This is a genomic window from Nonomuraea endophytica, assembly GCF_014203235.1.
In the GTDB taxonomy this organism is placed as follows: Bacteria; Actinomycetota; Actinomycetes; order Streptosporangiales; family Streptosporangiaceae; genus Nonomuraea; species Nonomuraea endophytica.
Window position 1 is genome coordinate 149407 of the sequence record NZ_JACHIN010000008.1, and the last position, 13909, is coordinate 163315.

At 70.4% G+C, this 13909-nt stretch carries 11 protein-coding genes; 6 read left to right on the forward strand and 5 right to left on the reverse strand.

Annotation, left to right across the window (positions count from 1 at the left end; translation table 11 throughout):
- Nucleotides 1–11 precede the first annotated feature (11 nt).
- A complete protein-coding gene (gene holA / locus HNR40_RS28545) occupies nucleotides 12–995 on the forward strand; it encodes a DNA polymerase III subunit delta (protein WP_184966656.1) in 984 nt (327 codons plus the stop codon).
- Nucleotides 996–1509: 514 nt separating this feature from the next.
- Here holA and HNR40_RS28550 read toward each other — a convergent pair.
- From HNR40_RS28550 to HNR40_RS28565, 4 genes are all read right to left on the reverse strand, one after another.
- Nucleotides 1510–2316, reverse strand: a complete 807-nt coding sequence (locus HNR40_RS28550) for a DegV family protein (RefSeq protein WP_184966658.1) — start codon at nucleotides 2314–2316, stop codon at nucleotides 1510–1512.
- A gap of 13 nt (nucleotides 2317–2329) precedes the next feature.
- Nucleotides 2330–3538, reverse strand: coding sequence for an imidazolonepropionase (gene hutI, locus HNR40_RS28555; RefSeq protein WP_184966660.1), 1209 nt, complete (start codon nucleotides 3536–3538; stop codon nucleotides 2330–2332).
- Nucleotides 3539–3964: 426 nt separating this feature from the next.
- On the reverse strand, nucleotides 3965–5374 hold the full coding sequence (gene hflX, locus HNR40_RS28560) for a GTPase HflX (protein WP_184967330.1): 1410 nt from the start codon (nucleotides 5372–5374) through the stop codon (nucleotides 3965–3967).
- An 84-nt stretch (nucleotides 5375–5458) separates the two neighbouring features.
- Nucleotides 5459–6148, reverse strand: a complete 690-nt coding sequence (locus HNR40_RS28565; protein ID WP_184966662.1) for a DUF4097 family beta strand repeat-containing protein — start codon at nucleotides 6146–6148, stop codon at nucleotides 5459–5461.
- Nucleotides 6149–6295: 147 nt separating this feature from the next.
- On the opposite strand from HNR40_RS28565, the gene aceB reads away from it, so the two are divergent.
- The 5 genes from aceB to HNR40_RS57400 all read left to right on the forward strand — a co-directional run bounded on the left by aceB (nucleotide 6296) and on the right by HNR40_RS57400 (nucleotide 12958).
- Complete coding sequence (gene aceB, locus HNR40_RS28570) at nucleotides 6296–7873, forward strand: malate synthase A (protein ID WP_184966664.1); 1578 nt, start codon at nucleotides 6296–6298, stop codon at nucleotides 7871–7873.
- The gene (locus tag HNR40_RS28575) at nucleotides 7870–9318 is read left to right on the forward strand and encodes an FAD-linked oxidase C-terminal domain-containing protein (protein WP_184966665.1); all 1449 of its coding nucleotides are present in this window, start codon (nucleotides 7870–7872) and stop codon (nucleotides 9316–9318) included. Before aceB ends, HNR40_RS28575 begins: the two co-directional genes overlap by 4 nt.
- A complete protein-coding gene (locus HNR40_RS28580; protein ID WP_184966666.1) occupies nucleotides 9318–10472 on the forward strand; it encodes an FAD-binding oxidoreductase in 1155 nt (384 codons plus the stop codon). Before HNR40_RS28575 ends, HNR40_RS28580 begins: the two co-directional genes overlap by 1 nt.
- Before the next feature lies 1 nt (nucleotide 10473).
- Nucleotides 10474–11697: a (Fe-S)-binding protein gene (locus tag HNR40_RS28585; protein ID WP_184966667.1), complete on the forward strand. Its 1224-nt coding sequence runs from the start codon at nucleotides 10474–10476 to the stop codon at nucleotides 11695–11697.
- Between the two features lie 523 nt (nucleotides 11698–12220).
- Nucleotides 12221–12958, forward strand: a complete 738-nt coding sequence (locus tag HNR40_RS57400) for an IclR family transcriptional regulator (RefSeq protein WP_376773525.1) — start codon at nucleotides 12221–12223, stop codon at nucleotides 12956–12958.
- A 217-nt stretch (nucleotides 12959–13175) separates the two neighbouring features.
- On the opposite strand, the gene HNR40_RS28595 is transcribed toward HNR40_RS57400, so the two are convergent.
- Nucleotides 13176–13874: a VOC family protein gene (locus HNR40_RS28595; RefSeq protein ID WP_184966669.1), complete on the reverse strand. Its 699-nt coding sequence runs from the start codon at nucleotides 13872–13874 to the stop codon at nucleotides 13176–13178.
- Nucleotides 13875–13909 lie beyond the last annotated feature (35 nt).

The following is a 13909-nucleotide window of genomic DNA, read 5'->3' on the forward strand; positions in this document are numbered from 1 at the left end:
TGGGACGTGGCATGCTGCTCGACATGGCCGCAACCGATCCACCACTCGTGACCCTGGTCGTCGGCGACGAGGAGCTGCTGGCTGAGCGGGCCGTTGGCGTGGTTGTCGCCATCGCGCGTGCTGCCGATGCCGGGGCGGAGGTGCACGATCTGGTCGGGTCCAAGGTGGCTCAGGGGGAGCTGACGCAGTTGGCCTCACCGTCCTTGTTCGGGGACCGGTCGGTGGTGGTGATCCGGTCGGCGCAGGATCTGGGCAAGGATGTGATCGCCGAGGTTCTGGCTTATGCGGGGCGGCCTTCCGACGACACGGTGCTGGTGTTGATGCATCCGGGCGGGGTCAAGGGGAAGGCGCTGGTCGACGGGCTGAAGAAGGCCCGGGTGAACGTTGTCACGGTCAGCAAGCTCACCAAGCCCGCCGAACGGCTCGACTTCATCAAGACCGAGGTGAAACGGGCGAAGCGCGCCATCGCCGGCGATGCGGCGCATGCGCTCCTTGAGGCCGTAGGCAATGATCTTCGTGAACTGGCTGCCGCGTGTAGTCAGCTGGCGTTCGACACGCAGGAGAAGACCATCACCCTGGCGGCGGTCGCGCGCTATCACAAGGGGCGGGCCGAGGTCACGGGGTTCAATGTGGCGGACTCGGCCGTGGAGGGGCGGCTGGGGGACGCGCTGGAGCAGTTGCGCTGGGCGCTGGGCACGGGGGTGGCGCCGGTGCTGCTGGTCAGCGCTATGGCGGGCGGGCTGCGGTCGCTGGCCAAGGTGGGCGGCGCGCCCCGCAACCTTCGTGGCGGTCAGCTGGCCGGCCATCTGGGGATGCCGCCGTGGAAGGTCGACCGGGTACGCCGCCAGCTCAACGGCTGGGGGCCGGAGGGGTTGTCCCGGGCGCTCCAGGCGGTGGCGGTGGCCGACGAGCAGGTCAAGGGCGGCGGCGCCGACCCGGGCTACGCGCTCGAACGTGCCGTCCAGACCATCGTGGCCAACCGCACGGGGCGCTGACACCCCCACAACCCGCCGCCTGCCGTGCCAGCAAACCAGGGGACGTGGTCGAGGGCGGCCAGGCACCGAGAGGACGGGCCTGAGGGAGCGCGGGTGGCCAGGGCATGGGTGGACGGCCCTGAGAAGGCACGATGTGCCGTGGCGAGGGCATGGGTGGACGGCCCTGAGAAGGGCCCGGTGGCCAGGGCCTGAAGAGACGCGGGTGGCCAGAGCCTTTGGCGGTTGGGTCTTGAGGGGGTTGGTGCCTGGATGGACGACTCTGAGGGGGCGCGGGCGGCCGGGGCCTGAGGTGGTCGGCGCGTGCCAGGCGGCCTGGTCGCGCGGGGTCGTTTGGGTGGACTGGTGTCCGGCTGACTCGGTCACGCGGGAGTGGGGCGGGTGGCTTTGGGGTGGTTCGGGGAACCCTGCGCGGGCTTGGGTGGGGTGGCCTTGGGGTGGTTCGGGGAGTGTCGCGCGGGCTTGGGCGGGGGTGGCCTTGGGGTGGTTCGGGGAGTGTCGCGTGGGGTGTGGATGGTTAGGCGGGGGTCAGGGTGATGCCGAGCATGCCGGGGCCTACGTGGGCTCCCACTACCGCGCCTACCTCTGCCAAGGTGAGGTCGCGTAGACCCGGTAGGCGTTTGCGGAGGCGTTCGGCCAAGGCCTGGGCTCGGTCCGGGGCGGCTAGGTGTTGGACGGCCAGGTCTACTGGTGACGAGGCGGCGGCCTGCACTGCCAGGTCTTCCATGCGAGCCACCGCCCGGGTAGCCGTGCGCACCTTTTCCAGGGGCTGGATGGCGCCGTCCTTGATGTGGAGCAGGGGTTTGATCATGAGGGCGGAGCCGAACAGGGTGGCGGCGGCGCTGACCCGGCCGCTGCGGTGGAGGTGGTCGAGGGTGTCGACGTAGAAGAACGTGCGGGTGGCGGCGGCGCTGGTGCGGGCGGCTTCGGCCACCGTGGTGAGTGAGGCGCCTTGGGCGGCGGCGCGGGCGGCGGCCAGGACCGGGTATCCGAGGCCCATGGCGAGTGAACGGCTGTCCACGACCTCGACCGGTAAGTCGGCGGACGCGGCGGCGAGTTCGGCGGCGCCCACGGTTCCGGACAGTTCGGCGGACAGGTGGATGGAGACGATCGCGGTGTGGCCGGCCGCTGCGAGCGTGCGGTAGCAGGTGGCGAAACGTTCGGGTGACGGCTGGGAGGTCGTGACCGCGGCGAGGTCGCCGGTGTAGTCGGGTTCGTCGTGGGCCTCTCCGGCGACGAGCACCGACAGGGGGACGACCGTGACGCCTTCGACGGCGGGCAGGTAAGCGGTGGAGTCCGTGACGACGGCGACCGAAGGCGGCATACCCCGAGATTAACTACTGAACGGGGGTGCCACCCCGCCAGACGCGGCGCGGCTTGAGGCCGAAGGACCAGGCGAAGGCGCCCTCGTGGTCGGCGTCCCACTGGACGATGTCGGCCAGGCGGCCGGGTGCGAGCACGCCGCGGTCGGGCGCGCCCAGGACGGTGGCGCCACCGAGCGTGGCGGCGCGCAGCGCGTCGTTGACGCTCATGCCGAACGCGGCGACGGCCATCGCGATGACCTGGGACATCGAGGTGATGCCGCAGTAGCCGGGGTTGTGGTCGCTGCCGAGGGCGACGATCACGCCGTGCTTGATCATCTTGCGCACGGGCGGGAGGTTGCCGCGCTGGAGCGCGGTGGCCGGGCAGACGACGGCGGGCACGCCGTACCTGGAGAGGATGGCGAGGTCCTCGTCGGAGGTGTGGTGGAGTCCGTCGGCTGAGGCGCAGCCGAGTTCGGCGGCCAGCTGGACGGCGCCGCGGCGACTGAACAGGCCGGCGTGGATGCGCGGCAGCAGGCCGACGTTGCGGCCGGAGGCGAGGACCCAGCGGGATTCCTCGGTGGTGAAGTGGCCTTCGTCGCAGTAGACGTCGACGCTGTCGGCTCCGGCGGCGGCCGCGTCGGCACACCAGGCGCCCACGGCCTCGACGTATTCGCGCTGGCGGCCGAAGTATTCGGGCGGGACCACGTGCGCCGCGAGGAAGGTGACGTGCACCCGCGGCATCATCGGCTCCTTCTCCAGCTCGCGCAGGAGCCGCACGTCGGCGAGTTCGCCGTCGCGCGTGAGGTGGTAGCCGGTCTTGGCCTCGACGGTGGTGGTGCCGCTGAGCAGCCAGGAGCGAAGGCGCTCGCGCACGCCGTTGCAGAGGGTCCACGGGTCGGTGCCGCGGGTCACGGTGACGGTGGAGCCCACGCCGCCGCCCGCGGCGGTGATCGCCGAGGAGGTGGAGCCGCCGGTGCGGATGGCGAGTTCGGCGTAGCGGTTGCCGGCGTAGACGGGGTGGGTGTGCGCGTCGATGAGGCCGGGAGTGACGAGGGCGCCGCCGAGGTTCTCCACGTGGTCGACGTCGACGATGTCGTCGACGACGCCGGGCACGCTCTGCGGCAGGTCCGGCGCGCGGCCGACCCACGCGATGCGGTCGTTGTGCACGAGGATGGCCGCGTTGCTCAGGACCTCGTTGCCGGTCCAGAGGCGGCCGATGTTGGTCAGCAGGCGAACTGTCACCGCATCACCGCCACGCACGGACGCGGAACAGAGCGCACGGCTCCCGCCGCGCCCACTGAGTCCAGTCCGGGTCCGGACGACATGGGGTCTCCTGCTCTCATCCGCCAATGATGTGCGGTGACCGTATCGCCGGACGCATGATCCGGCGATTTCAGTTCAGTTACGTTATTTCACAGGTCGGCCGACTGTACAGGGTTATTCGGAAGAAATCACAATCGTCACAGCGCCCCCTGCATGCGTCTCGTCCCGCAGCAGCCATCATCCGCAACCCGTGCCCTTTGCTGTCCTGAGGCTTGGCCAATGGTAGCAATCCCAGGCACATCAAGGCCACTGTCGCATTTGTCAGGATTTAAGACGTACGGCTACCGCCATACGCTGGGCATTCACCCAATCGAGATAGCGATAGCCGTACAGTGAAAATGGAGATCAGACCCGTTCGACCGGCTTGGCGACCTTCTCCAGCTCGTGGAACAGGCTCGACAGCACCCACGCGTGCAGGATCGTGCCGTCCTCGACGTGCTCGACGGAGACGACCTCGCCCTCCTCGTGAGCCCGCGAGACCAGGTCTCCCCTGTCGTAGGGGACCAGCAGGCGCACCTCGTGGTCCAGGCGGGGCAGCTGCCGTTCGATGAGCTCCAGGAGCTCGGGCAGGCCCGCGCCGGTCCGCGCGGAGACGACGATGCTGTTGCGCTCGCGCCGCATGATGCGGTCGATCACTTCCTGGTCGGCGGCGTCGGCCTTGTTGATCACCACGACCTCGGCCACGTCGAGCGCGCCCTCGATGGTGGAGAAGACCTCGCGAACCGCCGCGATCTGCCCCTCGGGGTCGGGATGCGAGCCGTCCACCACGTGGAGGATCAGGTCCGCGTCGGCGACCTCCTCCAGCGTGGACCGGAACGCCTCCACCAGCTGGTGCGGCAGGTGGCGCACGAACCCGACGGTGTCGGCGATCGTGAACAGCCGCCCGTCCGGCGTGCGCGACTTGCGCACGGTCGGGTCCAGGGTGGCGAACAGCGCGTCCTCGACCAGCACGCCCGCACCGGTGATGCGGTTGAGCAGCGAGGACTTGCCCGCGTTGGTGTAGCCGGCGATGGCCACGGCCGGCACCTCGCGGCGCTGGCGCTGGTGGCGCATGACCCCGCGCGAGGTGGACATGCCGGAGATCTGCTTGCGCAGCTTCGACATCCGCTCGCGGATCCGCCGCCGGTCGAGCTCGATCTTCGTCTCACCGGGTCCGCGACCGCCGACGCCGACGCCGTTGGAGGAACGGCCGCCGACCTGACGGGACAGGCTGCCGCCCCAGCCGCGCAGGCGCGGCATCAGGTACTGCAACTGGGCGAGCTCGACCTGGGCCTTGCCCTCCCGGCTCTGCGCGTGCTGGGCGAAGATGTCCAGGATCAGCATCGTCCGGTCGACGACCTTCACCTTGACGACCTCTTCGAGCTCGCGCAGCTGGGCCGGGGTCAGCTCGCCGTCGCAGATCACCGTGTCCGCGCCGGTGGCGTCGACGATGTCGCGCAGCTCCAGCGCCTTGCCGGAGCCGATGTAGGTTGCCGAGTCCGGCTTCTGCCGCCGCTGGATGAGGCCCTCGAGCACCTCGGATCCCGCGGTTTCGGCCAGAAGCTTGAGCTCCAGCAGGGAATTTTCGGCATCGCTCGACGTACCAGAGGTCCAAACGCCCACGAGGACCACCCGCTCGAGACGGAGCTGGCGGTATTCGACCTCGGTGACGTCCTGGAGTTCGGTGGAAAGGCCCGCTACGCGGCGGAGCGCGTGGCGCTCTTCGAGGTCCATCTCGCCGGTCTCGATCTGGTCGAGCGTGGTGTATTTCTGCATTCGTGTCATCTCTAATAGGGAACGTCCGGACACCGTGGTGTCTTCCCCAGATGGTGGCACGACATCCACGCCGCCATCACCTGGTTATCCGGGTACGACGTTGATGTTCCCCGATCCGGCCTCGATGTTCACGCGGTTGGCGGCGTTCGGGTCGTTGGTGACCTCGACCTTGGAGTTTCCGGAGTCGGCGTTGGCGCTGACGTTGTACGAGCCGCCGGGCAGGGTGAGCGTGACGTCGCCGGAACCGGCTTCGAGGCTGACGTCGGCCGGCGCGCTGGCGTACTTGAGGTCGATGCTGCCGGAACCCGCGTCGGCGAGGACCTTCTTGCCGCCGAGGGAGGAGGCTTCGATGTCGCCGGAACCGGCGGAGGCTTCGAGCTCTCCGGTGAGGTTGCGCAGCGTGATGGTGCCGGACCCGGCGTCGGCCTTGACCTTCAGGCCCTTGGGCACCTCGATCTTGTAGCTGACGCTGCAGGAGCCGAAGCCGCCCTTGCAGTCGTACGTGACGCGCAGCGTGTCGCCCTCGACCTTGTGCTCGGCCTGCGGCTTGGTGTTGCGCCACTGGAGGGTCTCCGTGACGCGGATGCCCGACCGTTCACTCTCGGTGATCACGATGTCGCCTGATCCCGAGTTGACATCCAGGAGCGCGACCTTGTCGTTGACGTCGTAGTTGACGACGCTCTCCTCGGTGGGCCCCCCAATGCTCGCCAGCCCGCAGCCGGTGAGGACGGCCGTGGAGGCCAGCAGGGCCCCCGCGAACACGATTGTTTTCATATCTCAAATCTTCCCGGTCAGGGCCCGGACCCGCATCCGGGATGCCCCCTACCCGACCCCCGTCTTTGACCCTCGACCCCTCATGAAGTAGCTTCACTTCCATAATCCAGAACGCGTTTTCCACGGCATGGAAAGGGGTTTCGGCCCATGGAGATCACCGGCCCGATGCTCGACCGGTTCGACGAGGTTCTTACCCCGGAGGCGCTCGAGTTCGTGGCAGCACTCCATCGGCGTTTCGACGCCCGCCGCCTGGAACTCCTGGAGGCCAGGCAGACGCGGCAGGCCGAGCTGTCGGCCGGCGGCACGCTCGACTTCCTGCCCGAGACGAAGGCGGTCAGGGAGGGCGAGTGGCAGGTTTCCGCGCCCGCCCCCGGCCTTGAGGACCGCCGCGTCGAGATCACCGGCCCGGTCGACCAGAAGATGACCATCAACGCGCTCAACTCCGGCGCCAAGGTCTGGCTGGCCGACTTCGAGGACGCCAACGCGCCGCTCTGGGACAACTGCGTCGCCGGCCAGCTCAACCTGCGCAACGCCCTCGACCGCGCCATCGACTTCGAGACCGGCGGCAAGAGCTACTCGCTGAAGCCCGACGCCGAGCTGGCCACGATCGTGGTCCGCCCGCGCGGCTGGCACCTCAACGAGAAGCACGCCCTGGTCGACGGCCAGGAAGTCGCCGCCTCCCTCTTCGACTTCGGCCTCTACTTCTTCCACTGCGCCCGGCGCCAGCTCGACAAGGGCAAGGGCCCGTACTTCTACCTGCCGAAGATGGAGTCCCACCTTGAGGCGCGCCTGTGGAACGACGTCTTCGTCCACGCTCAGGACACGCTCGGCATCCCCCGGGGCACGATCCGGGCAACCGTCCTGATCGAGACGTACCCGGCCGCGTTCGAGATGGAGGAGATCCTGTACGAGCTGCGCGAGCACTCGGCCGGTCTCAACGCGGGCCGCTGGGACTACCTCTTCAGCGTGATCAAGAAGTTCCGCACGCGCGGCCGCGAGTACCTCCTGCCCGAGCGCAACGCGGTGACGATGACCGCCCCGTTCATGCGCGCGTACACCGAACTGCTGGTGCGCACCTGCCACAAGCGGGGCGCGCACGCGATCGGCGGCATGGCCGCGTTCATCCCGAGCCGCCGCGACGCCGAGGTCAACGCGGTCGCGCTGGAGAAGGTGCGCGCGGACAAGACCCGCGAGTCCGGCGACGGCTTCGACGGCTCGTGGGTGGCCCACCCCGACCTGGTGCCGATCTGCCGTGAGGTCTTCGACGGGGTGCTCGGCGAGCGTCCCAACCAGCTCGACCGCACCCGCGAGGACGTGCGGGTCAGCGCCGACGACCTGCTCAACGTCTCGGCCACCCCCGGCAGCATCACCGAGACCGGGCTGCGCAACAACGTGGACGTCGCCCTGCGCTACCTGGCCGCCTGGATGGGCGGGCTCGGCGCGGTCGCGATCCACAACCTCATGGAGGACGCCGCCACCGCCGAGATCTCCCGCTCGCAGATCTGGCAGTGGATCCACAACGGCATCGCGCTGGCCGACACCGGCGAGACGGTCACGAAGGAGCTGGTCGAGCGGATCATCGCCGAGGAACTCGCCAAGATCGCGAAGGAGCCCAGCTACGACGCCGAGCGCTACGCCCAGGCCGAGGCGCTCTTCAAGGAGGTCGCGCTCGACGATGATTTCGCGGAGTTCCTCACACTTCCGGCTTATGCTCGCATGCCATGACCCCTTTGGCGGAGTTCATCACGGCGCTGCACGGGGTGGCCTCGGGTGAAGGCGAGGTCATCACCGACCCGGTACGCCTGCGCACCTACGAGTGCGACGGCCTGACCTACCACCGGGCCACCCCCGGCGTCGTGGTGCTCGCCGAGTCCGCCACGCAGATCGCCGCGATCGTCAAACTCTGCAACAGGTACGGCGTGCCGTTCGTCGCCCGGGGCTCGGGCACGGGCCTGTCCGGCGGCGCGCTGCCCAGGACCGACGGCGTGCTCATCGTCACCTCGAAGATGCGGCGCGTCCTGGAGATCGACCTGCCCAACCGGCGCGCGGTGGTCGAGCCGGGCGTCACCAACCTGGCGATCACCGAGGCGGTGCGCGAGCAGGGCTACTACTACGCCCCCGACCCCTCCAGCCAGCAGATCTGCTCCATCGGCGGCAACGTGGCCGAGAACTCCGGCGGCGCCCACTGCCTGAAGTACGGCTTCACCGTCAACCACGTCGAGGCCTGCGAGATCGTCACCCCCGACGGGGACATCGTGGTGCTCGACCGGATGGATCCGGGTTACGACCTGCTCGGGGCGTTCGTGGGCTCGGAGGGCACGCTGGGCGTCGCCACCAAGGTGACCGTGCGGCTCAGCCGTACTCCTGAGGCGGTGACGACGGTGCTGGCCGCCTTCGCGAGCATCGAGCAGGGCGGCCAGGCCGTGTCGGCGATCATCGGGGCGGGCATCGTTCCGGCGGCCATCGAGATGATGGACGCGCTGTCGATCGAGGCGGCCGAGGCGGCGGTGGCCTGCGCCTACCCCGAGGGGGCGGGCGCGGTGCTGATCGTGGAGCTGGACGGTCCGGCCGAGGCGGTCGAGCGGCAGTTCGCCCAGCTCACGGAGATCTGCGCGCAGGCGTTCGAGCTGCGGGTGGCGGCCGATCCGGCCGAGCGGGCGGCGATCTGGAAGGGGCGCAAGTCGGCGTTCGCGGCGGTGGGACGGATCAGCCCGGCCTACATCGTGCAGGACGGCGTGGTGCCGCGCACGAGCCTGCCCTCGGTGCTGGCGAGCATCGACCGGCTTTCCGCCGAATACGGGATCAAGGTGGCGAACGTCTTCCACGCCGGGGACGGGAACCTGCATCCGCTGGTGCTGTTCGACGACGCGGAGCCGGGGGCGGGCGAGCGCGCCGAGACGGTGTCGGGCAAGATCCTCGATCTGTGCATCGAGAACGGCGGATCGATCACGGGTGAGCACGGAGTCGGGGTGGACAAGTCCCGATATATGCCGAGGATGTTCTCCGACGACGATCTCGACACCATGCAACTCGTCCGCTGCGCCTTCGACCCCCGGAACCTGTCGAACCCCGGCAAGGTCTTCCCCACGCCGCGGCTCTGCGGCGAGGTGCCAGGCGTGCGGAAGGGCGTGCATCCCCTGGTCGAGTCGGGGAAGGCGGAGCAGTTCTGATGGCGGAAGAGGCACTCGAGAAGAGCGGCGTCACCCTGCGCGAGGCCGGTCCGCTCGACGCCGTCGGCGACGTGCTGCCCAGCTACGTCGCGCTGCCGGAGTCCGTGGAGGAGATCTCCGCGCTGCTGCGCGCCTGCGCCGAGGCCGACCTCGCCGCCGTGCCCGTCGGCGGCGGCACCAAGCTCGACTGGGGCGCGCCGCCCGAGCGCTGCGACGTGCTGATCGACACCTGCTGCATGAACCAGATCATCGAACACGCCGCCGGCGACCTCGTCGTCCGCGCGCAGGCCGGGGTGACGCTGGAGGCGCTCGCCGACCGGCTCGCGACGCAGGGCCAGGAACTCGTCTACGACGGCCCCTTCCGTGCCGATGCCACCGTCGGCGGCCTGCTCGCCGCCGGCACTGCCGGCCCCCGCTCCTTCCGGTACGGCACGCCGCGCGACCTGCTCATCGGCATCACCGTCGTCCTGGCCGACGGCACGATCGCCAAGTCCGGCGGCAAGGTCGTCAAGAACGTCGCCGGCTACGACCTCGGCAAGCTCTTCACCGGCTCGTTCGGGACGCTCGGTGTGATCGCCGAAGCCACCTTCCGCCTGCATCCGCTGGCCGCCGAGCGGGCGTGGGTCCAGACGCGCCTGACTCCCGCGCAGGTCCAGGACGCCGCGGTACGGCTGGCGGCCGCGCAGGCCGAGCCCACGGCGGTCGAACTCGACTGGCCCGACCCCTCCGGACCGGTCACGCTGGCCGCCCTCGTGGAAGGCGCCGCCGCCACCCGGCGCGCACAGACCCTCCTGGACGAGGTCACCTCCTCGATGCCCGGCTGGTGGGGCGAGGCCGGCGAGGGCGAGTCGCTGGCCGAGGTGCGTTGTATGCCCGATCGGGTGGGCGGTGTCCTGGCCGCTCTGGAGGGAACGGGGCTGGCTCTGCGCGGGTCTCCGGTCTCCGGGCGGTTCTTTCTGCGGGGGGACGGGGCCGGGTTCGTTCCCGTGGTCGCCGGGCTGCGGGAGGCGGGGGCGCGGGTCTCCGTGCTGGCTTCGCCGTACCTGATGGACAGGTGGGGTGAGGTGTCCGCGCTGCCGCTGATGCGGCGGGTGAAGGAACGGTTCGATCCCGGGCGCAGGATGTCCCCCGGCCGGTTCGTGGGAGGGATCTAGCATGGACCCGAAGCTGATCAAGGACTGCGTGCACTGCGGGTTCTGCCTGCCTACCTGCCCGACCTACGTGTTGTGGGGCGAGGAGATGGATTCTCCGCGCGGGCGGATCCACCTCATGAAGCAGCACACCGACGGCACACCGGTCACTCCCGAGATGGCCGGGCATTTCGACGCGTGCCTCGGGTGCATGGCGTGCGTGACCGCGTGCCCGTCAGGGGTGAAGTACGACCGGCTGATCGAGCAGACGCGCGCCGAGGTCGAACGTGTGCACGTGCGCGACCCGCAAGAGCGTGCGGTGCGGGGTCTCGTGTTCAGCCTGTTTCCCTATCCGCGGCGGCTGCGGCTGCTGCGTCCAGGTATCGGGCTGGCTGAGCGGATGGCGCCGTTCCTGGAACGCGTGCACCCGAGCCTCGGCGCCATGGCCGCCCTCGCGCCCCGGGTCACCCGCCGGCAGCGCCTGCCGCGCCGCGTCCGTGCGCGCGGGCCGCGCCGGGCCGTCGTCGGCATGCTCACCGGGTGCGTACAGGGCGAGTTCTTCCCCCAGGTGAACGCCGCGACCGCGCGCGTGCTCGCGCTGGAGGGCTGCGAGGTCGTGATCCCGCCCGGCCAGGGCTGCTGCGGGGCTCTCAGCGTGCACTCCGGCCACGAAGACCAGGCCCGCCGCTTCGCCAGACGCACCATCCGCACGTTCGAACGCGCCGGCGTCACCACCGTCGTCGTCAACGCCGCCGGTTGCGGCTCCTCCATGAAGGAGTACGGCGAGCTGCTCGCCGGCCAGCCGGAATGGGCGGCCAGGGCCCGCGCCATCAGGACCGTCGACCTGGCCGAATGGCTCGCCGAACTCGGCCCAGCCGCCACCCGCCATCCCCTGCCCCTGACCATCGCCTACCACGACGCCTGCCACCTCGCCCACGCCCAGGGCATCCGGGCCCAGCCGCGCGCGCTCCTGTCGGCCATCCCCGGCCTGTCGGTGCGCGAGGTGCCGGACTCGGCGATCTGCTGCGGGTCGGCGGGCACGTACAACATCTTCCAGCCCGAGGCCGCCCGCGATCTGGGCGACCGCAAGGCCAAGTCGGTGGCGTCGACCGGGGCAGAGGTGCTGGTGTCGGCCAACCCGGGGTGCACGATGCAGATCGCGTCGGCCATGGGGCGGGCTGGCGGCTCGATCCGCGTCGCCCACACGGCCGAGGTCCTCGACGCGTCCCTACGCGGCGTCCCCCTGTGAGCCCCGCGATGCCCAACCACCCGCCCACCACCCCACCTCCCTTCACCACGGCCACTCCCTCCCGCGCCCACCCCGCCACAGACGCGCCCGCCCTCGCCATGCCGCCCGTCGCCAGGGGTCACCTCAGCGCAGGGTCCGCACGCCGCTCCATCAACCCCGCGACCGTCACCCCCCGAGCTGTCAACCCTGAGGCGGTCAGACCTGAGGCGGTCAGACCTGAGGCCGTCAGACCTGAGGCCGTCAGACCTGAGGCCGTCAGACCTGAGGCCGTCAACCCTGAGGCCGTCAACCCTGAGGCCGTCAGACCTGAGGCCGTCAGACCTGAGGCGGTCGGTTCTGGGGCGGTGGTGCTCGGGGATGTCATCCTGCGGCGTTTCACCCCCCGGGCCCTCCTGGAGGTCAGGTCGGGGTCTGTTGTGCCGGGGGAGGTCGGCCGGAGGGCGGGGTGGTCTGGAGGTGGGTGGATCGGGAGTAAGTTGCCCGGGGAGCCGGGTGGGGAGCGAGCGGGGGTGAGCGGGTGAGCGTGCAGTCGGTCGATCGGGCGCTCGACGTGCTGGAGGCGCTGGCCGAGCACGGCGGTGAGGCCGGTCTGTCGGAGATCGCGGCCAGGACGGGCCTGCCGTACGGGACGATCCACCGCCTGTTGCAGACCCTGCTGTCACGTGGCTACGTACGGCAGGAGTCGGACCGGCGCTACGCCCTCGGTGGCGGGCTGGTGCGGCTGGGCGGTGTCGCCGAGCGGATGGTCGGGGTGTGGGCGCAGCCGTACCTGACGAGGATGGTCGAGTTGTCCGGTGAGACGGCGAACCTGGCCGTGCTGGAGGGCGACTTCATCGTCTACGTGGCGCAGGTGCCGTCGCCGCGGAGGCTGCGGATGTTCGCCGAGGTCGGGCGGCGGGTGCTGCCGCACAGCACGGCCGTCGGAAAGGTGCTGCTCGCCGATCGGGCCACCGACGAGGCCCTGAGCCTGTTCGAACGCACCGGCATGCCCCGCAAGACCGCCAACACCATCACCGACCCGCAGGCCATGCTCGCCGAACTCGACCGGGTCCGCGTCCGCGGCTACGCGATGGACCTGGGCGAGGAGGAGCTGGGCGTGCACTGCCTGGCGGTGCCGGTGCAGGACGGCAACCGCGTGGTGGCCGCCATGTCGGTGTCCGGCCCGGCCGAGCGCATCGACGCCCTGGACCGGGACGAACTCGCCACCGGCATGCGCAAGATCGCCACCGCCTTCGGCTCGGAACTCAGCCCCACCCCCTAACCCCCCTCACGAGATCGGCGTCCCGCCGCACACACGCCCGTGAGCGTGCCGCGAGCACGAAGAGAAGAGCGCGACCACGGTGGACGAGGCGGGCACCCGCGAACAACCCGGGGCGGGCATCGCGCGTGCCGACCGGGCGGGCACCCTGCGGGTAGCCCGATGGAGGGCGCGGCGGGCGTGCCGGCGGGGCGTCGAGGTGGGAGTCGGGGCTGAGGGGTCAGGTGGGGGTGATGGCGGTGAAGGGGATGCCGCTGGGGTCGCCGATGATGGCCAGGCGGCCGCGCGGGGAGGGTACGGGGCCGTGGCCCACGGTGCCGCCGAGGTCTTCGGCCAGCGAGGCCACGGAGTCCACGTCCGCCACCGCGAAGTACGTCATCCAGTGCTCGGGGATGCCGGCCCACTCGGAGTCGTCCATCTCCAGGCGGCCCCCCACAGGCCGCCCTCCGGAGTGCCACAACGTGTAGTCGCCGGACGCCGAATGCGGATCGTAGGAGAGGACCGCGGTGTAGAAGGCGTCGATCCGCTCGCCGTCCCGGGTGTTGAGGTCGAGCCAGTGAAGACCACCGCCGGTGAACTCCCTAGGCTGCCACAGCACGAACGGTGTCCCGGCCGGGTCGGCGGCCCGGGCGTAGTGGCCGTAGCCGGGGACGTCGAAGGGTTCTTCCAGAACAGTGCCACCGGCCCCCGGGACACTGGCCGCGGCCGCCGCGACGTCGGAGGTGGTCAGGAAGACCTCCCACACCTCCCCCGGGGCCTGGGTGATCTGGGCGACGGGGCGGGCGCCGTCGAGGCACATGGTCCAGGCGCCGCGCTCGTCGAAGGTCCAGCCGAACAGCCCGCCGTAGAAGCGCTTGGCCGCGGCGGCGTCGGGCGTCAGCAGTTGCGCCCAGCAGGGCGTGCCTTCTGAGAACTCCATGAGCCAGAGCTTCCCACCCGGCGCCGACAGAACCC